Source organism: Peribacillus sp. Bi134 (assembly GCF_918698065.1).
Taxonomy (GTDB): domain Bacteria; phylum Bacillota; class Bacilli; order Bacillales; family DSM-1321; genus Peribacillus.
Window position 1 is genome coordinate 513,610 of the sequence record NZ_CAKKLN010000003.1, and the last position, 23,467, is coordinate 537,076.

Genomic DNA, 23,467 nt, shown 5'->3' on the forward strand with positions numbered 1-23,467 from the left:
AAATCAGGATTGTTTTTGATAAAAAAACTGACACCAAACTAGTTGGTGTCAGTTCTCCATTACTATTAGTTAAGCATTTCCTTAACACGAGCAACTACATTTTCTACAGTAAAACCGAATTCCTCCATGATCTTTCCGCCTGGTGCAGAAGCTCCAAAATGATTGATGGCCAATATTTCACCCTCATCACCTGCATAACGATCCCAACCAAACGGTGAAGCCACTTCGATAGCTAGACGTTTTTTCACTGCCGGATTGATTACGCTTTGTTTATATTCTTTAGATTGAGTTTCAAATCGATCCCATGATGGCATGCTGATAACAGAAACATCAATTCCTTCGTTCGCCAAAGCTTTCTGTGCTTCCACAGCCAAGTTCACTTCGGAACCAGTCGCAAGAAGTAATGCATCGGCTACTTCTTTCTTAGAAGCAGAGATGATGTAAGCTCCTTTTGAAACACCTTCATACGCAGTTTCGGAAGTATCTTTAATTGTTGGCAATCCTTGACGAGTCAGTACAAGGGCAGTTGGTTTATTTGTAGACTCCATAGCCACTTTCCAGGCTGCTGCCGTTTCATTGCCATCAGCTGGACGGATTACCCCTAGGTTAGGCATTGCACGCAATGATGCCAATTGTTCGATTGGCTCATGAGTCGGTCCGTCTTCTCCTACAGCAATGCTGTCATGAGTGAATACATAGTTTACAGGCAGTCCCATTAGTGCTGCCATTCTTATGGCAGGACGTAGATAATCAGAGAATACGAAGAATGTTCCTCCGTATACTTTTAATCCACCATGAAGTGCCATTCCATTTAAAGCCGCACCCATAGCGAATTCACGTACACCGAACCATATATTACGGCCACTGTAATTACCAGGTAATAGATCAGTCTCACCTTTGATGGCAGTATTATTAGATCCGGCTAAATCCGCAGAACCCCCAATGAAGCTAGGGACCCTTTTGGCAATAGCATTTAGCACTTCCCCACTTGAAGCACGGGAAGCTAATGTTTTACCTTCTTCATAGACCGGAATTTCCTGATCCCAATCAGCAGGCAGTTCACCTTTGATGGCCAACTCCAATTGCTGTGCTAACTCAGGATGTGCTTCTTTGTAATTTTTGAACAATTCATTCCAAGCTTCCTCTTTTTGAGCGCCTGCATTAACAACAGATTCATTAAAGTGTGAATACACTTCTTCCGGAACATGGAAGTCCTCTTCAAATGTCCATTTATATGCTTCTTTTGTCAATTTCAGCTCATCTGCACCAAGCGGAGCGCCGTGAACAGCAGATTTACCTGAACGGTTTGGTGAACCGTAACCAATAACCGTTTTCACTTCGATTAATGTTGGGTGTGCATCGTCGGTTTTCGCTTCTTCAATCGCTTTAGCAATTTCCTGAAGATCATTCCCATCCTCAACGCGGATATATTGCCATCCATAAGATTTGAACCGGTCTGCTACGCTTTCACTAAATGATTGGCTTAAGTCGCCGTCAAGAGAAATATCATTAGAATCATATAAAACAACGAGTCTTCCGAGTTGTAGATGTCCAGCTAATGAAGCGGCTTCTGCAGAAACACCTTCCATTAAATCTCCATCTCCACAAATGCCATATGTATAGTGATCGACCACATTATAAGAATCGCGGTTATAGCTTTCTGCCAAGTGACGTTCAGCCATTGCCATTCCTACTGCCATTGCGATACCTTGTCCAAGCGGCCCGGTTGTTGCATCAACACCAGCCGTATGACCGTATTCAGGATGTCCTGGAGTTTTACTGCCCCATTGACGGAAGCTTTTCAAATCATCGATAGATAAGCCATAGCCCGATAAATGAAGAAGGCTGTATAACAGCATAGAACCATGTCCAGCTGAAAGAACAAAGCGATCTCTATTAAACCAATCGGGATTTTTCGGGTTATGGTTCATATATTCGGTCCATAGTTTATACGCCATCGGCGCAGCACCCATTGGCATACCTGGATGGCCGGAATTAGCCTTTTCAATTGCATCAATTGATAATGTACGAATCGTATTGATAGAAAGTGCATCTAATTTATCTAACATATTGTAAAAACATCCCTTCCTGTAATGTACCTCTTTATATTATAGTGACAAGCATAATATCACAACTAAAATCACTATTTACTGCCTCAATATTACAATTTTCTATAATAACAGAAGTCCCCTATTTAGATTAAACTAAATAGGAGAATACATACATGCATGCACTCCCTTTTTACTCCTAAATGCTAACAGGATACTCAAGCGGAATGTTTTATCAGAAGGATCCAAGCATTAATGTAAGTTTCTTTTTTCTTTTATATTTTTTATCTTTTGAGGAGTGACGTCATTACCTTCTGGATCAACGACCTTCACATGCTCCAACGTATCGGACATGGACTTTCTGAATGTTTCCAAATACTCACTTCTCAATTGGGTTTGCTCTTTCGCCTCAACTTCCGTCAAACCTTCAGCCTTTGCCTTTTTAGAAAGTTCATTAATACGGGCTATTTTTTCTTTTGATAACATAATTTCGCTCCTTCATAATCTCCGGATATTGTCATGGTATTAAAAAAAAAGCGAAATTACAAGTTCTAAGATTTACTTTCATTTGTATTCAGTTGATGTTCGAGAAAACGCCTGTTCACAGTGGCCTTTGAAACATTGTATCCAAAGCCCCTTAAAGTGGCTGCGATTTCTGCGAATGTCAATCCATTGGCCCGAAGTTTAATAATTTCTTCAATAGGGATTTCCATACGGTCCCTTCCAGTGGAATTCCTTTGATTCTGAAGGTTTTTTTGAGGACGGTATCCTTTTTCAACGGCTCTTATCATCCCGCGCTTTATTTTAAGATTATGTAGTTTCCTTTGGTATTCTTCTACAATACCGACTATCTGGATGACCATGGCATCCGAATCCGATAACTCAAGCTCCCCGTCATGTGAGAGTGTATAAATTTTAACATTTTCTTTAAGGATGACATGGAAAAGGGCTATTTTGGCATTCCCTCTTCCCAGCCTTGTTTCATCCTGGATTAATAGTACTTCAGCTTCTTTAGTTTTAAATAGTTCGAGCATGTCAAAAATGCCATCCCGATTCAACTCATAACCACTTGCCTGCTCTTTTATTATGGATATAACTTCAACATCCATCTTTTCTGCCAATGTGACTAACTCATCTTCCTGCCTTGCCAATGATGTTTCCTGTGACTCTTTTTCTGTGCTGACCCTACAATAGATTACCGCCTTCATAATACCCTACCTTCACTGCTTACTGCTCACTGGCCAAATTTTGGACAAGTTCTTCCCCTTTAACCGGTATGACGATGACTTGACCAGGTTTAATTGTATCCGCCCTGACTCCATTATGCTCTTCTATCCAACCAATGAATTCTTTTTTTGTCAAATTTGCTTCTTCATATTCTTCAGCGATTCCCCATAGGGTGTCACCTTCACTTACTTCTATAGAAAGGAAATCCTTTTTTGGATCATTGTTCAATGTACAAGAGAATAAAATTGAAAAGATGAATACTGATCCCGCTAATAGAATCGTATAAATATAATTTTTGTATAAATTTTTCATAAATATCCCTCCAAAGCGAATGTTCGTTCGTATGTTATGCTCAAATTATAATACGAACGTTTGTTTCAGTCAACAACAAAATTCGAACTTATGTTTGTATAGAATTGGGGGCCATGCTATAATGTAGCAAAGAACATTGGGGAAGAGGTGCACATATGACTAAACTATCAAAAAGGCAGCAAGATATTCTTGATTTCATTAAAGAAGAGGTCCGCCAAAAAGGGTATCCACCTTCCGTACGGGAGATTGGTGAAGCAGTGGGACTTGCTTCAAGTTCAACAGTACACGGGCATTTATCACGCCTGGAAAGCAAAGGCCTGATTAGACGTGACCCAACCAAGCCAAGGGCCATTGAAATAATGAATTTGGAGGAAGCGAACAATATTCCCAAAGTCAATGTCGTGAACGTGCCGTTACTTGGAAAAGTAACAGCGGGAATGCCGATAACGGCCATTGAGAACATAGAAGAATACTTTCCGCTTCCCGAAAGCATGGTTCCACATGATGACCATGTATTCATGCTGGAAATCATGGGTGAAAGTATGATCGAAGCAGGAATTCATGATGGGGATTATGTCATCGTGAAACAACAAAGCAATGCCAATAACGGAGATATCGTCGTGGCCATGACGGAAGATGATGAAGCCACTGTAAAACGATTCTTTAAGGAACCGGATTACATAAGGCTTCAGCCTGAGAACTCGAATATGGAACCAATTATTTTACGAGATGTTTCGATACTTGGAAAAGTAATAGGCTTATATAGACAAATACACTAAAAGCGCTAACCGCGCTTTTTTTGTTTGTTTAATCTATGTCCCGAATTCTCTCAATATGCATATGGAATTTTAATAGAATCAAGTTTTCATGGGAATTTAAACATCCTTTATTACGAATGGAAGTATACGATCGCCTAATATGTACTTTGGTAACAATCTTATTACAATAAAAAAGAGAGCTTTAACTACCGCTCCCAGTTAAAATTCACTTCACTCGTAATCTTTGGTTCACTTTAATTAGGTTAAGATCTACCAAGCCGTTCCACTGTTGAATCTGCACTTGTGTAGAACCGTATGCTTTTGCAAGCGCAGAGACGGTATCCCCTTTTTGGACAATATGATAAACCTCTTCTATACTTGCATCATATTTTGTTAAATCGCTTGTTTCGATAAGGTTCACCAGTTTTTCAATATAGTTGGGATCCGAGGCGTACCCAGCATCGAAAATTGCTTTGAGTGCTTTTCTGTAATCTTTTTCTCCAATGACAGCCGTATAAAGACTTCTATTCCATGAAGTCCCCTTTACATATAAATTGGCAAGATCTCTAAGACTTTCTTCCCAAGATGGGTATTTTCTGAATTTGTTCCATACTTGAACGGGTACGCCATTGACATATTCCATTGTCTGAATGATGACAGACTCACCCTTGAAGTCACCTTTTGTACCGAATATATTTTTTCCTTTGCTTGCTAATAAACTTGTCCCATATCCACTCTCCAAACAAGCTTGTGCAATGACAACAGAAGGTAATATTTTAAATTCCTGTTGAATTTTCTGGGCATAGGGAGCAATTTCCTTAATAAATGTTTCCTTGCTCATTAGAACCTCCCATCAATGGTTTTACTTTATTTTTCACTGTTCATCTTCATTCTTATCGTATTCTCATCTATGAAAAAGGTTACAGCAAGTCCCATACAAAAGGTTCTGATGTTTGGCTAATTGTTTTTATTATAGATTTCTTACCTAGAGTGGCCAGCTTCGAGTATTATTTATCCATTTCCCTACCAAACAGGAAAAGCCGTCAATCCATTTAATTAAATGGATTGACGGCTTTTCCTGTTGAACACTGAAAATCTTCAAAACTTGTTCGTTAAATTTAAATTTGTAATTATTTATTTTTGTATAAAACCTTGATGAAAAACAAAAACTATTTTTAAAAACTTCATTTCAAGGTGGTGAAATCATGGACTACCCAACCGTCCATACAAACTTCTGGGATGCAGTGATAGCCATTCCTACCATCATGATTCTTACTCAACTTATTAAGGTCATGTTTCATATTCATCCAAAATTCGTCCCTACCATCGCTTTGGGTCTTGGCTTGTTCATTTCCATTTTCATCAGTCATCGTCATCACTTGGTTTCAGGAATTTTCATGGGCTGGTTTTATGGCTATGCAAGCATAGGCAATTATGCTGCACTCAAAACTGGTATTTTGTCTTATAGAGAATCCTACAAAAAGACGGATTAAATCTATTCTTGTTGTCTAGTTGAAATTCATCAATCTTTTTATTGCTAGATGACCTTACTAGCTTTATTTCCCATCGAACACCATTAATTTAATCGCTGTATTAGTAATTACAAACTGGCTGAATCCTTTGGCTAAAACAAACCACCCATGATAGCACCACATTACATCCAAAAAAACCTTTTCAATTATGAGAAGGGATTTTTTGTCGGGAAAAGTGGGTTATTATGTTTTTTACACTCCTGCCGAGGCGGCTTGGTAGGATCTGCGGAAAGGGAGCGGATTTCTGTATTCAACTGGATCTATTATTCAAGAAAAGACTGAAGGCAAACTTCGAATTTGTCTACAGTCTGATACCCTCTCAAAGAAGAGAATGCATTTCACTATTTCTCAATATAGACCGAACGAATCATTGTCCGGGTTCTTTCAGTACCATCCACATTTTTTTCCTTGACATCTATTGTTATATTATAAACACCTGTCTTAGTTACTTCCGGAAGGGTGCCAGTAAAATTTTCTGTATCCATTGCCTTAATTGAGCTTTTTTCACTAATTTCATTACCTGTTTCATCTATTAGATGAACCAAAAATGTTGTGCTGATTGGCCTTTTTTTATCATTCATTGGGTTCTTTATTAAAAATTTCGCATCTTTTTGCTTAACTTTACCGGCCATACTTAATGTAATGGGATTCTTTTCGTTAAATTGTGCTGTGAACAGGTAGGCGTCTTTTGGCGATTTAGTCTTCATACGCACTTTCCAATCACCAATTTCAAGGTTGTTTCTATTGAATGATTGGACGGTTGCACCATTAAAAAAGGAAGTTTCGTTTTTGGCTGAATGAACCATTAAGGAAGGTGAATACTTTTTATTGGATGGAGAAATCATTTCAACCTCGACATCATTTGATGCTGTATATATGTTTATATTGCCTGGGGCTGATTCATTTACATGGAAGCTTAGTTCGATCCAGACATTTTGTTTCAGGACATCACCCAGAACGGTTTGAGCGAGTGCGGTGGTAATGACATCTTCTTCAACCCGTTCTTTATAATTGACATTATATTCAGGGATCCCCGAGGTGGAGGTGCTTCTTAAATATGGTTCAATTCTTGAAAATACAGCTGAGCCGACTCGTATATTGTCGTGATCAAAGTTGGGATCTGAAAATAAATGTGTTGCATAGGGTATTTTTGTACTCCATACATTCACTAGACCATCATTTTCCCCATATGAAGATAAATATTGTCCACCCATTGATAAGGCTGATAGAACCGGGCCTCTGTTCATGCCTGCCACAGTGAAATACATGTTTTTACGAGAATTAACATGGTTATCCGTGACCGAACGAAATTCAGCCATTTTACCAACTTGTAAAGAATAAGTTCCCTCATCTTTTTGACCTAATAGGGAACCAAGCCAGCCCGCATACCAGCTATAAGCCAAATCAGCTAGGTGAGAACCATGATGGGGGGAAGCTAAAGTGATCACCCTTCCAACATACTGGTGTGCTCCATAGTGCACTAGAGCCGCTTGGGTATCTGGGCCCCCTTTGCTGTGAGCTATAATATTTACTTTTTCACCCCCGAAATGGTTACTGATTTCTGCAAGCATTTGAGCTAAAAGCCTTCCATTAGCATATTGGCTCACTGATCCATTTCCAGCTGAATCATGTAGCTGAACAAAAACAGTTTGGTAGCCTGCTTCATACGCTTTGGTATACATATCATTGACACCATGATAATCCGTTTCACCGTACCAGCTGGTTGAACTGCCGTTTTTCCCTTGAACAAACACGATCGGTGGTTTCTTTGTATCAAGATTGGGAGGAATACTTCCAAGAAACCAATCCCCTGGACTGAAAGTTTCGGAAGGGGGCTTTAATTTTCCTGCTGAGGAAATGTCTGGCTTGGCCATAATTAATATGGTTAGAATGAGGACAAGAAAAACGACATAATTGATTACATTCCTTTTCAATTGTTATCTCCTCCAATATCATGTGGAATTCTTTCGAACTCATCCTATTTTCAACGCCCTCCTTCCATGCCTTTGATAGCCTTCATTAGTATATATTTGTACTTTTGCATACCATTACCTGCTATCTTCATAAAGATAGGAGAAAAAAACTAGAAGAATTCATAAAAAATGGAGATATAGTATGATGATTTGCTTCAACTCGTTTATGTATACAGTCATTTTCCAATTATGAAATTATCCTTATAGAGGAAATCCATATATCGAATGCTGTATGTTCACGAAGAAAAAGAGAATAAGCCCTTCTCCTGCAACGGATGTAGGGCTTGACTTTATTTATGAGCATCCAAATATTATTCTTCGAATTTGCCACTGTCCAATTGCTCCTATTCATGTTGTTTTGAAGTCCATCCTATACATTAAGTAAATTGTTGAAAAAATTCTTTCACAGCAATTGGCTGTCATTCATAGGGATCTCAGTATCAATCGTGTATTTGGATTATTAACTCCTTAAAGCCCTCCCCTAAACGCCACATACGCGTATTTCACAATGAGAACTGGATAAATAATATCAGGGCTATGCTCGCTCTTCCAATTGTATAATTTATTTATCTGATTTTCCTTTCCCATTTTTTCACCCTGTTTCGATCATTACTTAAATTTTGCCCCAGGAATGGTTACTTTGGTGAATAAATGATTGATAGTCTTGATCCTTTAACTACATTTGAAGTGTAGGTGGGGATCAAAAAAAATAATATCGTCGATCGAGAACCCTACACATTCAGCAAACAAATAAGCCTTATCGATTCGCAAAGGAATCTTATATTGCTCATAGTCAATGTAAGTCCTTTTGGCCATCTTCAGCACTTTAGCCATTTCTTCCTGTGTTAAACCTTTATACTTCCTCGCTTGTTTAAGTGTGAACTTAACGTTTGTCATATCTTGTCACCACCTATCTAAAAAAATGATATCACACTTGAAGTATAGTTACCAACAATTTTTCGCAAAATTCACGCACTTTAAGTTTACTCACCTTCACTCATGGTGTATATTCAAGTAAGAGGTGAAGAAATATGCACATTGGTGAACGGATTAAAATGTTAAGAAAAGAAAGAAAAATGACACAAGAAGATTTGGCAAATATATTAAAGGTGGCACCAACGGCAGTATCAGCATGGGAATCCGGACGGAATAAACCTTTAATGGATAAATTGGGCATGATGTCCTCATGCTTTGAAATACCGCTATCCCACCTCATTGAAGGAGCACCTAACGCTAGAAATGCTCCAGGAATGGAATTTCTAAATGAAAAGAATGTAAGATTAATTGGAGTATATGGCAATATCCCTGCTGGAGAGCCTAATTTTACCAATGAATATATAGAAGCCTATATGCCGACATTAAATTCGATGCTAAAAACGAATAAAGAATATTTTTTCCTTAGAGTGAATGGCAATAGCATGAACAAAGAATTCAGTGACGGATCATTGATTCTCGTTGAAAAAACAACCTACGTTGATAAAGGAAAAATCGGAGTGGTCTTGGTAAATGGTCACGATGCCACTGTCAAAAAAGTGAATATCGATGAAGAAAATATCACACTCACTCCCTGCAGCACGGATCCTTTTTATGAAGAAAAAACCTATAACATCAAAAATGATAGAGTTCGAATTTTAGGAAAAGTGGTTCAAGCCATTAAAATATACGATTAATATCCACTTAGAGTTTCTTTATGGAGTATTAATTTAGTTCTCTTTGTTGACTGATACATATTAGGTACAAGCCATCATGGTTTGTGCTTATTAGTATTGTTCTTTATATATGTCTTTGCAAAAGATAAATAGAATTTGTGTCAGCCTATAAACAAAGGCATATCCGTTTTCCCCAGATTACTTATTTCATTGAGTGAATGTTTTTGGAACTATAAGCTTCCTAGGGCTTTTATTTCAGATTTCCCTTTCATGCAGAATGAATATAATTGTCTGTATTAGGCAATCAAATTATCATATTTTTATTATTCGGTTCACAACCTCATATAGGAATCTTATAATAGGATGATAAGCATTTGCCTCTGTAGCTCTAGAAGGGAAGAGCGCCGGAAAACATTTGTAGCCACCGGGTCGCAAGGTAAGGGTTTCAGAAGCACCGAAAAGCAAATACGCTGAGGCAGGTGGAATTCCTGCCGGTGAAAATCCGTAGGGAAGCGTGTTCTCCCCTAGCCTATGCTTACGAAAGGAGTGCGGGTTCGAATCCCGTCAGAGGCTTGTTTCTTGGAAAATGCGAGTATATATTTAATTCCACTTTTGCCTTCTGTGCAAATTTTTTTCCCTTTCACTTCTTCCGCTATTATCTAAGTACTCATTTAGGACAGTAGAATGTACACGACTATTTTATTACTTGCATATTCCTGAACGAGGAAAAGCCCCTCTCTTTTTGAGAGGGGCTGAGTTTGTAGACAAAATAGGTTCTCTCTAAAAGTTAAAACAAAGTTGATTGGAGCGGGTGGCGAGACGCCTGAGGGAAATGCGTGGCCAAGGAAGTCCCCGCCAGGCGCAAAGGCGTCGAGGAGGCTTCCGGACCGCCCGCAGAAAACGAGTGCCTGTAGTGGAAATCAACGTTCAATTTGTACTAATCCTTAAAAACTGTAGACAAACTCTTTTTGAGAAAGGCTTCCTGTGTGGTGTGCTTCTGGAAGTTAAAAATAATTTAACCAGGCAACTATTAATTATTCATTTAACCCGCAATTTCTGGTTTACTGTAATGGTGTACTGACTGTCAAGAGCGTTCCAATCTTTAATTTGCTGAACCGTACTGCCATAAGCCATGTTTAAGGAGTATACGGTGTCACCATTAACGACTGTGTGGTATACAGCTGTATTTTTCTTTTTAAGATCGAAGCATTTAACTAAACCGTTTACATGTCCGCGAGCCAGTGATTCGATAAAGGCTGCCGTTTTCAATTTGGCTGCGTCATTGACATTATCGATAAATCCATTTTCAGTCAGTAGTGCAGGCATGTCCGTTTCACGGAGCACATGTAAATCTCCTGTTTTTTGTCCTCTGTCTTGGATGTTGATAAGCTTCAAGACCTCTGAATGAATATGATCTTGATACGTTTTCGTAATCTGATTAGTAGACGTATAAACGTAATCCTCATACCCAGTGCCGCCGCCGGCATTGATGTGGATGGAGAGATAAAAGTCGGCTCCCCACGCGTTCGCTGCATTCGTCCTATCGTTTAAAGAGGGGTACGTATCTTGGTACCTGCTCATTTTTACAGAAACGTTATTATATTCTATTAATAAGATGTCTTTAATTCGAGTTGCAATGGATAAAGTTAAATCCTTTTCTCTCAATCCATTCCCCACCGAGCCTGGATCCGTACCGCCGTGGCCGGGATCAATAAATACTTTTACCATTTCTATCACCTCTATTAATCTTATGTTACGTATCAATAAATGCTTGTACACATAACTATCTGATTAAAGAAATTTCAAAATAAAGAATTCATCTCTCGGCCACAGTTCCAAAAAAAATACACCCTAAAGGTGTAATGGCATTATACGATAACATTCGCCAAATGGACGCGGAATTTTTAAAAAGCCCTCTTCCATTTTTATACTTTTCTATCAGGAATTATTGGGCGTCTACAAATAAAGTTATAGAAGGAGATAGAGAGATTAAAAAAGTCAACATTAACAAAAATACTCTAACAAAATGCTTGCATTTATTTAGTTATGGTTTGTTTTATTTAATTGTTCTGCACAATCTTTGATTGAGTCAATCACTATAGTTGGTTCTGATAATTGCGGAAAATGCCCACTTTTTTTTGCGACAATGTGTTTGCTGTTTCTTGACAATGAAAGCAATTCCAATTGATTCTTAAGTCGTTTTTTTCGAATTTCCTCTGGCATCATTCGATTTTCTTGTCCACCAGTAATGACAAATACAGGTATTTCGGGAAATGTATCAGTTTGCTGGATTTGATCCACAGTTTTTTTTACAAAATTAACTTCATTGAATTGTTTATGCGAGGATAAGGAATCAAACACCTTGAACATCCTATTAACGGTTTTTACGGCCTTGCCTTGGTATTCATTAAGGTTTATATCTTTCGTTGTACTGGATTCTAAAAAAACTATTCCCCCCACTTCATTTGGGTAAAGTCGGGCATATAAATTAGCATATAGGCCGCCTAGCGAATGTCCGACCAATAAGTATGGAGGTTCAAACCCCACGATTGTTAATGTCTCACGTAAAGTGTTAACAATACTTTTCCCGTCTTGGCTTTCCTTAGGTTTATCGCTGCCAGCAACACCAAAGCGATTATAGGAAAATACAGATGATGTTTCAGAAATTGCCGGTAGTATTTTCATCCAGCCCTCTATCGGGCCAGAACCACCGTTAATCAAAACTATATTTGGTTTGCCTTTTCCACTAATATTATATTGTAACGTCCCTTTTGGTGTTTCCACTTTATATTTTTCTATTTTCAATGTCAGCGCACCTAACTTTGTTTAGATTACTCTACGAGTGTAACAAGCTTTGGTTTCATTTATTGAAGTTCTAACATAATGCTTTAATTTTTACGAAAGTTATCTGGAAACTTATCCTATAGCTAAAATTTTTTAAAGGAGAGTTGTATGATGAATGAATATGGTAAGTTTGAACAATTGGTTCAAAAGTTTGATCAAGGAAGCAAGCTAATTCGCGCATGGGAATTAAAAGGCGGAATTTCTGCACAGGTTACAGGCCTTGAAGTATTACATCCTTCAGGGCGGCTCATGAAAATGATCGTTCGTCAGCATGGTGATCCTGACCTAAAACGGAATCCAAATGTTTCAGCTGATGAACACAAGCTCCTAGGGATATTGAAAGCTGCAGGTTTGCCTGTACCGATGCCATATTACCTAGAGCAATCGTGCGAGATTTTTTCCAAGCCATGCATACTTATCGAGTTTATTGAGGGGAAGTCAGAATTCACACCCTCAAATCTCAATGATCATATCTTACAATCGGCAATAAATCTAGCAAAAATCCATCGTGTTGATTGTGCAAATCTATCTTTATCATTCCTGCCTAAATTAGAAAATACATATATCGAAATGTTAAATAATAAAGATAGGGTAATCCTGGACAAAGCATTAAATCTGAGCTTGATTAGGGATCTGTTAAAATATTTCACGCCTTTACCATCCATGAATAAGGAAGTGATCCTTCATGGTGATTATTGGCCAGGAAATCTATTATGGACAGAGGGTAAACTAGTTTCCATAATTGATTGGGAAGATTCAGGTTTAGGGGACCCTTTGGTTGACCTTGCCAATAGTCAACTCGAAATCTTTTATCATTTTGGAATGCAAGCGATGAATGACTTCACCAATCAATATAAAACCCTGATGCCTGAGGTGAATTTTACAAACTTACCCTACTGGCAATTATTTGCCGCATTACGGTTATCTACATTTCCTGAATGGGGCTTGGAAAAGAGCAAGGAAAATAATTGGCGAAAAAGACACAAGTCATTTGTTCGTCAAGCGATTAACCGAATTCGTTTAAATTAATGTTTTTTAAAATGAGTGAAAAATCTGATATGCCCAGGATATTTTTGATAAAGGCATTTATACTAGTCCCTTTATCATTTATTTTCATAAACTAATAATGACTTTCAAAAAAAAAATCCAGGAGGTGTTTAAATGTATAATAAGCCCTGGGGGCATCCGAAAGGCGGTCAATGTCCACGACAATATTGCCCACCTCACAGAATGCCTACACAGTATAATTCACCTCAAATCTCCCCAGCAAAGCAATATGTAAAAACCAATGTCATCAACACGGTGATTCCGGTTTTTCACCCAACACATACAACTACGGTGAATAAACACTTCAACACATATATACCGCATACCCGAAGTATCGTGAAAGATTGTTATTCCCAAAGCTTTATTTGTGGAGTTCCTCAACCCCCTAGTTTTTCAAGGAGAATGGTAAGATATTAATTTAAAAAACCCCAATTCGGGGTTTTTATTAATTCCTTCTTCCATCCTTTGAATAATGAGTGTCAAAGGATTTACAACTGTCTAAATGCAAACTCCCTATACTTTTTAAAGTGTTGTTTTTGATAAAACTCTTTTGCAGCTTTGTTTTCAAACCAATAATCCAGTTCAATTAAATCTATATCATTCTTTTTGGCAATTTCATAGACCTCATTCATTAGTATTTTACCGTAACCTTTTTTGGTTTGATTTTCAACGATACTAAGCTGATGCACATAAACTGATTTATACGCATTTTTAAAAGCACTTTCTGGATATTTTTTAATTTCAATCCATACGTAACCGATCGGTTCTTCATGTTCTTTTAAAACGAGAAAAACAAAACTGTTATTTTCGACCAAACTTTTGAAAGATTCCTTCATTGCACTATAATTATATTCCTTAAAATACTTAGGATATAGTTTTGCATGCAGATCGTGGACATTTCTATTTAGTTTTGCAATTACTTCATGATCCCTGGTTTGACTAACATACATAATTATCCCCCTGACTATATCCTGTGAATTTCCATATACCAGTAATGTTCATATTCAAAGTACATTTTTTATATAGGCCAGTCAATAGCCGTAAAGAAGAATCACATTCCTAGAGAGGCAGGCAAAGTTCTTTTTTCATTCTGGGTAAAAAAAAGATGCGAATTAACAGTTTGAACATACTAATAAATAAAGTGGAAAATATCATTATGATATTAGTAACCTATTTCCTTAATATACTGGAAGGTGATGATCATGACTTACCCTCTTTTTATTGTGACTGGCATTAGTGGCTCAGGTAAATCAGCAACTTCACTGGAATTGCAGAAAATCATGTTGGATTTCAATGTATTTGATATGGATCTTATCGTTAACAACGACGATTATCAAACAGCATGTGATAATTGGTTGAAGGTTGCCTATTATAGTGCTTATTCCGGACGTAATTCCGTATTATTCGGCAATGTACCCGATCCATATAATGTTGAAATTTGCGACCATTTCCCTTTATTTAATCCAGTTCATTACCTACATCTTTATTGTAACGGTGAAGCGCGTACACAACGATTATCGGCTCGTGGCAAATGGACGGCTGACAGCATTAATTATATGAATGAACTATCTGAGAAGTTAGTTCAAGAAGCCAAAACATCAGTTCCACCAATACCTACTATAGACACTTCTACCACTTCGCCGCCCCAAGTAGCTAAGTTAATTAAACAATGGATAATGGAAAAGCTTGCCTAAATAAAGGAAAATTTTTTTATAAATGCAGATATGGACCTTTCTGATGAAATACACGTTTATTCGAAATCCACTCTTGTCTGCTGCTGGCTTTCTTTGCCAAATAAACATACCGGTATAACCAAAGCCTTTTTGTTTAGCTTTTGATTTAAGGGTCGTTAGTTGAAGAAGTAGTAAAAAGGGATCTTCCTATAGAAAATCCCTTTTTACATCCCGGTAACATCTGATTAAATTAACTAGCTTTGTAAAGAGTATGCACTAAAGTGGGATACCTAAATTGTTGTGAACGTGATCTATTCCCCCAGAACGGGAAGCCTAATCCTATTAAAGTTGTTGCTAATAGAGATGAAATACGGATTCAAAGTGTAGCTACATCATCAATTTATTCTATCGAGGTATATTTTAAAATAAATTATCTACTTACAGAGGCTCTTCCCACAGTGTAAAAGTAAATTTATCCGAATAACTATTAATTAATTTCATATTTCACCGTTTCCCTATTTCTTAAGTAATATAATCGTTAAAGGAATAATTCGACAAAATTCCTAGAAATCCCTGTTCACCCTTCTTATATGTTGCTACCAGATCTATTGAGCGTGAATAGCAAAGACAGAAAATATGAAACTGACTATAGGTGGTTTTAGTTTAATATGAGTCCTTTAGATGATAAGATTCTTGGGGGAAGTGGTCGAAAATAGATCAATATTTAGGAGGAGTTCATCTTGAATCCTTATGCGTTTTTGGCAATAGCCATCCTAAGTGAAGTGTTTGGCAGTTCGATGTTAAAAGTATCAAACGGGTTTAAAAGGTTATTCCCTTCCATTGGTGTGGTAATTGGAATGGGTTTGGCTTTTTATTGCCTGTCATTATCATTAATAACCATACCGCTTGGAACGGCTTATGCCATTTGGTCGGGAATAGGCACTGCTTTAACTGCTTTAGTGGGAGTTATCGTTTATAAAGAAAGCTTTAACGTGAAAAGATTTTTAGGTTTAGTCCTGATCATTGGAGGAGTTGTTGTTTTGAAACTCTCTAGTGGAGGCACTTCTTAACAATTTAGTAATGGAGGTAATAATATGAAGGGATACATAGCCTTAGGAATATCAATCATTAGTGAAGTATTTGGTACGACCATGCTTAAGTTGTCTGATGGCTTCACACATTTATTCGCTTCATTTGGAGTTATAATTGGGTTTAGCATTGCATTTTATAGCTTATCTTTATGTCTTAAAACAATTCCGTTAAGCTTAGCATATGCCATTTGGTCAGGAATAGGCACAGCTTTAACGGCAATGATTGGCGTACTATTATGGAATGAGCCATTTAGTATCACTACATTAGGCGGTTTAGTATTAATCATTGGCGGAGTGATTTTACTAAATGCTTCCCATACCACTAAACAAGCGGAAGGAGAGTCAAATTAAGTTTGACTCTCCTCATCTCCCCGCTCGTTCAAAAATAAAAATATCTTCAACGGCGGGGTTCTCATTTTGAATGGGACTGAACTTTCAAGAGTCAGTCCTTCATTTCTTCCTTAACCTTCACCAAGTCCTTCGTGCAAAGTCAGTGAACTTGAATTTATCGGGTCTATGCCTGGATTCGCTATATTGAAACAAGCTTCCATCGATTAAATGGACCGTACTTTTCACAACTGCCACCATATCGAAGTCTTCAATGTCCAATAATTGTTTATCTTCCTCACTGCATGGCTCCACGGTAATTTCCTTGTTGGAAAAACCAATCTGGAGCCCGAGTTCCTTTTCGATATATCCATAAATAGAATCCTCACAAATTTCCTTGGTCAGGTTAGTTACGAATTCGCTTTTGAAATAGTCTTTGTCCAGTATGATTTTCTTCCCATTGATTTGGCGTACCCGGAACACCTTCCATATTTCACCATCATCAGTTAAGTCTAGAAGCTTGGCCATTTTTGAGTCGGGGGTCTCAAGCTCCAACTTGTGGATGATCGTTTTGGAATGCAAATTCAACTTTTCCACCATTTCTTTATAGGAAATCAACCCTGCTACAGGAAAATTAAATTTGCTGAAATCCAAGACAAAGGAACCCTTGCCTTTGATTTTATGGATATATCCATTTTGTTCAAGCAACTGTAAGGATTTTCTCACAGTATCCCTGGATATGTCATACTCTTCCATGAAGCTGCTTTCGGAAGGAAGCTTTGAATTTGTCGGAAAGGTTCCTTCTTCAATTTTTGAAACGATATCACCATATAGCGATAGGTATTTGCTGTTCATTTCATCACCACAATATATTTTTGTTAGTCTGCTACTCGTCCTTTTTCAACAAATAGACCACCGATTCATAGGGACGAAGGATAAAATCACCTGCATGTTCTTTCGAATCGATATAGTTTGAGAGAAGGAGCTCTGAGTTGTATCCGGATAGGTCTATATCCTTTGGAATTTCGAAGACCGTTTCTTTTGCATAAAAGTTATTGACGACCAAAAGTTTCTCGTCTTCATAACTGCGTACATAAGCGTACAATTGGTCATGGTCGCCAAGAATTTCCTGATAGTCCCCATATGCAATGATATCATGTTTCTTGCGTAAGAATATAAGTTTTTGGTAATGATGAAAAATGGAATCCTGATCCATCAGTGCGTGTTCAGCATTGATGATTTTGGCATTATCAGGCACTGCAATCCATGGAGTCCCTTTTGTGAAGCCTGCATGTTCCGCATTTTCCCACTGCATGGGAGTTCTCGAGTTATCACGGGATTTAGCTTGAAGGATTTCGATTATTTCCTTTTCATCCTTGCCTGCCTCTTTTAAAATATTGTAATAATTAATCGATTCCACGTCCCGATATTGTCCAATATCATTGAATTTCGGGTTGGTCATCCCTATTTCCTCCCCTTGATAAATATAAGGGGTTCCCCTAAGCATATGAATGGCTGTTGCCAGCATCTTGGCCGATTCCTTGTGATACTCTTGATCATTCCCAAACCTGGATACGATCCTCGGCTGGTCATGGTTACACCAGAACAGGGCATTCCATCCATTTCCTTCTTGCATCCCATATTGCCAGCTGCTTAGGATCTCCTTTAACTGACTGAAGTCAAAATCTACAAGTGACCACTTTTCCCCATCCTTATAATCCACCTTTAGATGATGGAAACTGAATACCATTGACAGCTCCTTTTCAACTGGAGATGAATATTTGATGCAATGGTCAATGGTCGTCGATGACATTTCCCCTACAGTCATCACCTCTTCATCCTTCCCGAAAGTTTCTTCATTCATCTCTTTTAGGAATTGATGAATCTTGGGACCGTCTGTATAAAAGCATCGTCCATCTCCATCTTTGTCATTTTCATAGATGTCAGGTTTCGAAATAAGATTGATGACATCCAAACGGAATCCTTTGACACCTTTATCCAGCCAGAAGTTTACTACATTGAAGATTTCCTGCCTCACTCTGGGATTTTCCCAATTAAGGTCAGCTTGTGTCCGATCGAACAAATGGAGGTAGTATTCATCATGTTCCGCTACATATTCCCATGCAGGGCCTCCGAATTTCGAAATCCAATTCGTAGGGGGCTCTCCATTTTTCGATTTCTTGAAAATATAATAGTCCTTATATTCTTTCTCTCCGGCCAATGCTTTTTGGAACCATTCATGCTCTGTTGATGTATGGTTGAATACCATATCCAACATGATTTGGATATCCCGCGAATTAGCCTCCTTCACCAATCTTTCGAAATCATCCATCGTCCCAAAAACAGGATCAATGGATGTATAATCAGCTACATCATATCCATTATCATTTTGAGGTGAACGGTAAAAAGGGGTCAGCCAAATATAATCCACTCCCAGTATACTCAAATAATCAAGTTTTTCTATCACACCATTTATGTCCCCGATGCCGTCACCGTTCGAGTCCTTAAATGACTTCGGATAAATTTGATAGATCGTACTTTTTTTAAAATCCTTCATTGTAATTCCTCCCCTGCTATCCCTGATGTATCTTTTGCCAGTATGGTAAAAAAAGAGGGAGAATGCTCTCCCTCCGCGTTATTAAGCATTTAATTTCGTTGTTTTCGTTCTTGTTTTCAAGTTCATATTAGGACGCTTGGAGAATGCTATAGTCAAAATGAATGGCACAACGAATGCAACCAGCATCGCGAGTGCAAACATTCCCATATGCTGCGGCTGGATGGATAGGATACCTGGAATCCCTCCAACACCGATGGAATTTGCCATTACTCCAGACCCCACTGAAACGATGCCTGCGAAAAGTGAACCGATCATACCCGCTAAGAACGGAAAGCCGTATTTCAGGTTAATTCCGAACATGGCTGGCTCGGTTACACCGAGATAACATGAAATCGTGGCGGGTATGGAAACCTGTCTTTCCTCCTGGTCTTTTCTGTTGATGTAAATCATTGCTAGCACTGCCGTACCTTGTGCAATATTGGATAATGCGATCATTGGCCATAGGTTCGTACCGCCAAGTTCACTCATAAGCTGAAGATCGATTGCGTTGGTCATATGATGCAGGCCTGTGATGACAAGCGGTGCATAGGCAAAGCCGAAAACGGCAGCAAATAGCCAGCCAACTGATGAAGTCAATCCGGAATATACAACCGTAGAAATGACAGAACCGATTTTCCAGCCTATTGGCCCCAGAATGGTATGGGCAATGATTACAGTTGGAAGTAAAGCGAAAAATGGAACGACGATCATGGAAATGGAATTGTGCACTTTATCTCTCAAGAACCGTTCTAAATACGCCAAGACGAACCCTGCAAGTATCGCTGGGATGACTTGTGCCTGGTAGCCGATCATATCGACTTGGGCAAAACCGAAATCCCAAAAAGGTATGTCACTTGCCTTTGTGTTTGCCACTGCATATGCATTAAGAAGCTGTGGGGAAACCAGGGTCAAACCAAGGACGATGCCGAGAATTTGAGTCGTGCCCATTTTCTTCGAGATCGACCATGTAATCCCAACAGGAAGAAAATGAAAAATAGCTTCACCTATCAGCCAAAGGAAGGCGTGTACCCCTGCCCAAAATTGTGAAATATCCACAAGGGTCTTTGTGCTGTCATCGAACATTTTTATATCCCCAATGATATTGCGGAAACCAAGAATGAGTCCGCCAACGACTATGGCAGGAATTAGCGGGGTGAAAATATCCGCAAGATGTGCAATCATACGCTGCAGCCAGCTCATATTCTGTTTTGCTGCATTTTTCACATCTTCTTTTGACGCTTCCTGAAGTCCAGCTATGGAAACGAATTCATTATAAAACGATGATACTTCGTTCCCGATTATGACCTGGAACTGGCCAGCTTGTGTAAACGTTCCTTTCACAAGCTTAATCGATTCGATATTCGTTACATCCGCCTTGGCGGGATCTTTCAACGCAAAACGCATTCTTGTCGCACAATGCGTAACCGTCGCAATATTTTCTTTCCCTCCGACATGTTGGAGTAAATCCGTTGCTGGTTCTGTGTATTTACCCATTTCACTACTTCCTTTCCTAGAAAGCAAAATATAGTTGTTTTTATAACCTGTACGTATAGGTTCTGTATACGCTTTCATATTATCCTGTACGTACAGGCTTTGTCAATAACTTTTTTCCTCACTTTAAAAGGATTGATTATCATGTACTTTCAATTGCAATTCTGTTATTGCTAATATGGCTGTTTGATAACATCAATATTAACCCGTAATTTCTCAAGAAAGACGAGTAGCAATCGGAACCATCAATCTTCTTGGATTTCAAACTTCTTGGATTTGATTGCTTTTTAATGTGATTAAGCATGAAAAGTATTTTTGCAATGTTTCACTATCATGAAATAATTAAAAACGAGGAACTCTCAGCTCCTCGTTTGTCAGGTATAAGTGCTGGTAATCCTGTAATTAATCAAGATCTCCCCAAACTTTTTTAAAAATCCATTATCTTTCAGCGTTTAATTTCACTTGCGTTTCTGCAACTTCCACACCATTTACAAGAAGTGATATTCGATGGATTCCCATGTAATGTCGCCGTGTCGTCAGGTCTTTCCAATTGTGAATCCTCACTCTTTCAACTTCTTCACCATCTGAGAAATCCCTATCTGCCAATAGGAAAATTTTACGGGAAGTTTTCTGATTTGCTTTCACAAAATCGATGGCATACTCGATGCGAAGTTTCACAGAGTTCTTTTCTTGAACTTGAAAACCGAAATGAAGTTCACTCGTTTCCCCAATACAAATCGAGTCTGGTTCATTTCTAATAAATGCGTTTGTAATGATATTCGGATTATTCAATATATCCGTGTATCCAAATAAAGAAAGGACTTCTGGATCTGCTTGACGAACTAAGGTCCTGCATCCCCGTCGAATAATCCAAATCGTGTTGGGTTCTCCGCTTTCATGCCAGCGCTTGGCAGTTTCTATTACGGTTTTCGGATGGTCTTTGGCAATATCATTCAAGTTATTGGCAACACTTTTGCGAACATATAGGGACGGATCGTTTTTCAGGTTCTCAAGTAATTCCAAAACGGGTGCCGGATCGGATTTGAACATCGGTAAAGATTGGCCCCAAGGTAACCTGGGCCTGCATCCCTCACTAGCCAGCCTGCGGACATGCTCATCATCATGATTGGTCCATTCCTTCATCTTCTCGATCATTAAAACGGGATCAAGCAAGATAAAAGCACGGATGGCAAACTCAGAGGATGACCTTGCTGTAAAACGCTCCAACGCATCTAGCGATAACGGCCAATCTTTCTTATTCAATCCATGTACCTCTACAAAATCCGGGAAAAATAAATATCTAAACCCTTCACAATCCTTATCAAGCCGATACAAAATATCCAGAGCCTCTTGATAATCACTTGGAAGATGCTTTCCAAGAGTAATGGAAATGTGCCTTATCCGTTCTTTTAACTTCCTCTCGTCCCAATGCTCATCAATCACTTCCCCTATAAACGATTCAGTAGAGAAGGACGGATGGACACCCTTTACTTTTTCACCGAATTCACGAATGAACGTTTCATTATATAAATCCTTTAAAGGCTCAGCCATTTAATTCACTTCTTTTCTTCAGGTTAAATTTGCTTTTTCGATACTTGCACTACCTATCAGCTATCATTTCAAACTATGTTATGCACTCTCATCCATAGAGCGATACATATCATTAAAAAAGGACAGCTTACTTTACAGAACAAGTCTGTCCAAAATCAAGTGAACTTCATTCATCACTATTTGGAATGGCTGCATAATAGCTGATTCTATAGGGATCTATATACCCCTTTCCAATGGATGTAATCTTTGTACCAGAACCCGCTTCCCATAAGTCCATCTAATATCCCCATACAAAATCCCTCCCGGAGTTTTCCTTTGTGTATAGTATGATAGTAGTAGCATATAAAGTAAAATATTCCTACCATATTAATGAATTAATCAAAACGACAAAAAGCCCACTCTGAAGAGCAAGGGCCTGCTTCTAGCTTTTATCAAAGAAAAAGGGTCAGTCCCACTGAGTTAATACTTTAACACAGTGGGGACTGACCTAATTGTCTATTAGACATTTTGATTTTAGCTTTATCCTTTATCTGACCTTTCTACTTATCTATTTAATTGTTTCACTTTTACAGGCTTTTTTTCCTTGCTTAATTTGATGATTTGACCGATAATACTGATGGCAATTTCTTCTGATGTTTCCGAGTCAATTTCCAATCCGATTGGAGAATGGACCTGCTCCAACTGTTCTTGCGTGACCCCTTCACTTTTTAACTTTTCAAATATGCTTATGACCTTGCGTTTACTGGCTACCATCCCAACATATGCAATCGGAAATTGCAGTGCCGTTTTTAATACAATATCATCACAATCTTTTGTAACAATTACCACATATGATTTTTCATTTAGGTTGGCTGCGAGCAAAGCCTTTCCAATTTCCTCGTTCACAAAAAGGTTTGTCGCATTCGGAAAGCGTTCCTTTGTACAATAACCAACGCGATCATCGACAATGCAATAAGGATATTCGAGGAAATCAGCGAGCTTTGCCAACGCATGGCCTAAATGACCGGCCCCAGCCAGAATGAGTTCAGGCCTGCTTGTATAGACTTCAATAAAGACCCGTAACGTGCCGCCACAATTCATCTGAATTCCGTCTTTTGCATGTTTATTCAATTTATATTCAACGATTTTCGATTGGCCATTTTGGATCGCCTTTACACTATCTTCGATCACATAGTGTTCAGCCAAGCCCCCTCCGACAGTCCCTTCAATGGTACCATCCCGGTAGACAATCATTTTTCCAACATGCCTGGGAGTCGAGCCCTTTGATTCAATAATCATGGCTAAAGCAAAGGTTTCGTTTTGACGCGTCAGCATGGCCACTTTTTCCATCAGCTGCATGAAAAGCTCC

Annotated in this window: 23 protein-coding genes and 1 pseudogene; 9 read left to right on the forward strand and 15 right to left on the reverse strand. The window is 38.5% G+C overall.

Going from position 1 to position 23,467, the window contains the following annotated elements; all coding sequences use genetic code 11:
* Positions 1–65: 65 nt before the first annotated feature.
* The 4 genes from tkt to LQ188_RS08350 form a co-directional block, all read right to left on the reverse strand.
* The gene (gene tkt / locus LQ188_RS08335) at positions 66–2,069 is read right to left on the reverse strand and encodes a transketolase (RefSeq protein ID WP_101221646.1); all 2,004 of its coding nucleotides are present in this window, start codon (positions 2,067–2,069) and stop codon (positions 66–68) included.
* A gap of 231 nt (positions 2,070–2,300) precedes the next feature.
* Positions 2,301–2,534, reverse strand: a complete 234-nt coding sequence (locus tag LQ188_RS08340) for a DUF896 domain-containing protein (RefSeq protein WP_063592970.1) — start codon at positions 2,532–2,534, stop codon at positions 2,301–2,303.
* Between the two features lie 65 nt (positions 2,535–2,599).
* The gene (locus LQ188_RS08345; protein ID WP_230176531.1) at positions 2,600–3,256 is read right to left on the reverse strand and encodes a recombinase family protein; all 657 of its coding nucleotides are present in this window, start codon (positions 3,254–3,256) and stop codon (positions 2,600–2,602) included.
* Positions 3,257–3,275: 19 nt separating this feature from the next.
* Entirely contained in the window at positions 3,276–3,587 is a 312-nt protein-coding gene (locus LQ188_RS08350; protein ID WP_101221644.1) for a LysM peptidoglycan-binding domain-containing protein, read from the reverse strand.
* 155 nt (positions 3,588–3,742) lie between these two features.
* On the opposite strand from LQ188_RS08350, the gene lexA reads away from it, so the two are divergent.
* Complete coding sequence (gene lexA, locus LQ188_RS08355) at positions 3,743–4,366, forward strand: transcriptional repressor LexA (protein ID WP_101221643.1); 624 nt, start codon at positions 3,743–3,745, stop codon at positions 4,364–4,366.
* 205 nt (positions 4,367–4,571) lie between these two features.
* On the opposite strand, the gene LQ188_RS08360 is transcribed toward lexA, so the two are convergent.
* The gene (locus LQ188_RS08360) at positions 4,572–5,186 is read right to left on the reverse strand and encodes a glucosaminidase domain-containing protein (RefSeq protein WP_157830958.1); all 615 of its coding nucleotides are present in this window, start codon (positions 5,184–5,186) and stop codon (positions 4,572–4,574) included.
* Between the two features lie 364 nt (positions 5,187–5,550).
* Between LQ188_RS08360 and LQ188_RS08365 the strand changes: the two genes are divergently transcribed.
* Positions 5,551–5,838: a hypothetical protein gene (locus LQ188_RS08365; protein ID WP_101221642.1), complete on the forward strand. Its 288-nt coding sequence runs from the start codon at positions 5,551–5,553 to the stop codon at positions 5,836–5,838.
* Between the two features lie 380 nt (positions 5,839–6,218).
* On the opposite strand, the gene LQ188_RS08370 is transcribed toward LQ188_RS08365, so the two are convergent.
* A complete protein-coding gene (locus LQ188_RS08370; protein WP_230176532.1) occupies positions 6,219–7,811 on the reverse strand; it encodes a hypothetical protein in 1,593 nt (530 codons plus the stop codon).
* Between the two features lie 711 nt (positions 7,812–8,522).
* Positions 8,523–8,747, reverse strand: coding sequence for a helix-turn-helix transcriptional regulator (locus tag LQ188_RS08375; protein WP_101221641.1), 225 nt, complete (start codon positions 8,745–8,747; stop codon positions 8,523–8,525).
* Positions 8,748–8,881: 134 nt separating this feature from the next.
* Between LQ188_RS08375 and LQ188_RS08380 the strand changes: the two genes are divergently transcribed.
* A complete protein-coding gene (locus tag LQ188_RS08380; protein ID WP_230176533.1) occupies positions 8,882–9,520 on the forward strand; it encodes an XRE family transcriptional regulator in 639 nt (212 codons plus the stop codon).
* Between the two features lie 1,017 nt (positions 9,521–10,537).
* On the opposite strand, the gene LQ188_RS08385 is transcribed toward LQ188_RS08380, so the two are convergent.
* Together LQ188_RS08385 and LQ188_RS08390 are read right to left on the reverse strand one after the other, a co-directional pair.
* Positions 10,538–11,227 carry an N-acetylmuramoyl-L-alanine amidase gene (locus LQ188_RS08385; protein ID WP_230176534.1) on the reverse strand — a complete coding sequence of 230 codons (690 nt, stop codon included), beginning with the start codon at positions 11,225–11,227 and terminating at the stop codon, positions 10,538–10,540.
* A gap of 312 nt (positions 11,228–11,539) precedes the next feature.
* Positions 11,540–12,304, reverse strand: coding sequence for an alpha/beta hydrolase (locus tag LQ188_RS08390; RefSeq protein ID WP_230176535.1), 765 nt, complete (start codon positions 12,302–12,304; stop codon positions 11,540–11,542).
* A 147-nt stretch (positions 12,305–12,451) separates the two neighbouring features.
* Between LQ188_RS08390 and LQ188_RS08395 the strand changes: the two genes are divergently transcribed.
* Complete coding sequence (locus LQ188_RS08395) at positions 12,452–13,372, forward strand: aminoglycoside phosphotransferase family protein (RefSeq protein WP_230176536.1); 921 nt, start codon at positions 12,452–12,454, stop codon at positions 13,370–13,372.
* Positions 13,373–13,573: 201 nt separating this feature from the next.
* On the forward strand, positions 13,574–13,807 hold the full coding sequence (locus LQ188_RS08400; protein WP_230176593.1) for a CotD family spore coat protein: 234 nt from the start codon (positions 13,574–13,576) through the stop codon (positions 13,805–13,807).
* A 71-nt stretch (positions 13,808–13,878) separates the two neighbouring features.
* On the opposite strand, the gene LQ188_RS08405 is transcribed toward LQ188_RS08400, so the two are convergent.
* A complete protein-coding gene (locus LQ188_RS08405; RefSeq protein WP_230176537.1) occupies positions 13,879–14,340 on the reverse strand; it encodes a GNAT family N-acetyltransferase in 462 nt (153 codons plus the stop codon).
* A 252-nt stretch (positions 14,341–14,592) separates the two neighbouring features.
* Between LQ188_RS08405 and LQ188_RS08410 the strand changes: the two genes are divergently transcribed.
* The 3 genes from LQ188_RS08410 to LQ188_RS08420 all read left to right on the forward strand — a co-directional run bounded on the left by LQ188_RS08410 (position 14,593) and on the right by LQ188_RS08420 (position 16,505).
* Positions 14,593–15,084 carry an AAA family ATPase gene (locus tag LQ188_RS08410; protein ID WP_101221635.1) on the forward strand — a complete coding sequence of 164 codons (492 nt, stop codon included), beginning with the start codon at positions 14,593–14,595 and terminating at the stop codon, positions 15,082–15,084.
* A gap of 719 nt (positions 15,085–15,803) precedes the next feature.
* Entirely contained in the window at positions 15,804–16,133 is a 330-nt protein-coding gene (locus tag LQ188_RS08415) for a multidrug efflux SMR transporter (RefSeq protein ID WP_290370106.1), read from the forward strand.
* Positions 16,134–16,157: 24 nt separating this feature from the next.
* Positions 16,158–16,505 carry a multidrug efflux SMR transporter gene (locus tag LQ188_RS08420; protein ID WP_230176538.1) on the forward strand — a complete coding sequence of 116 codons (348 nt, stop codon included), beginning with the start codon at positions 16,158–16,160 and terminating at the stop codon, positions 16,503–16,505.
* A gap of 117 nt (positions 16,506–16,622) precedes the next feature.
* Here LQ188_RS08420 and treR read toward each other — a convergent pair whose 3' ends face one another.
* The 4 genes from treR to LQ188_RS08440 form a co-directional block, all read right to left on the reverse strand.
* Positions 16,623–17,336 carry a trehalose operon repressor gene (treR, locus tag LQ188_RS08425; protein ID WP_101221632.1) on the reverse strand — a complete coding sequence of 238 codons (714 nt, stop codon included), beginning with the start codon at positions 17,334–17,336 and terminating at the stop codon, positions 16,623–16,625.
* Between the two features lie 31 nt (positions 17,337–17,367).
* Positions 17,368–19,038, reverse strand: a complete 1,671-nt coding sequence (treC, locus tag LQ188_RS08430) for an alpha,alpha-phosphotrehalase (RefSeq protein WP_290370107.1) — start codon at positions 19,036–19,038, stop codon at positions 17,368–17,370.
* Positions 19,039–19,119: 81 nt separating this feature from the next.
* Positions 19,120–20,571, reverse strand: coding sequence for a PTS system trehalose-specific EIIBC component (gene treP / locus LQ188_RS08435; RefSeq protein ID WP_101221630.1), 1,452 nt, complete (start codon positions 20,569–20,571; stop codon positions 19,120–19,122).
* Between the two features lie 435 nt (positions 20,572–21,006).
* On the reverse strand, positions 21,007–22,119 hold the full coding sequence (locus tag LQ188_RS08440; protein ID WP_230176539.1) for a DNA alkylation repair protein: 1,113 nt from the start codon (positions 22,117–22,119) through the stop codon (positions 21,007–21,009).
* Between the two features lie 99 nt (positions 22,120–22,218).
* On the opposite strand from LQ188_RS08440, the pseudogene LQ188_RS26985 reads away from it, so the two are divergent.
* Positions 22,219–22,316 (forward strand): annotated as a pseudogene (locus LQ188_RS26985) (IS6 family transposase); the annotation flags it as partial.
* A 346-nt stretch (positions 22,317–22,662) separates the two neighbouring features.
* Here LQ188_RS26985 and LQ188_RS08445 read toward each other — a convergent pair.
* Entirely contained in the window at positions 22,663–23,457 is a 795-nt protein-coding gene (locus tag LQ188_RS08445; RefSeq protein WP_230176540.1) for an XdhC family protein, read from the reverse strand.
* Positions 23,458–23,467 lie beyond the last annotated feature (10 nt).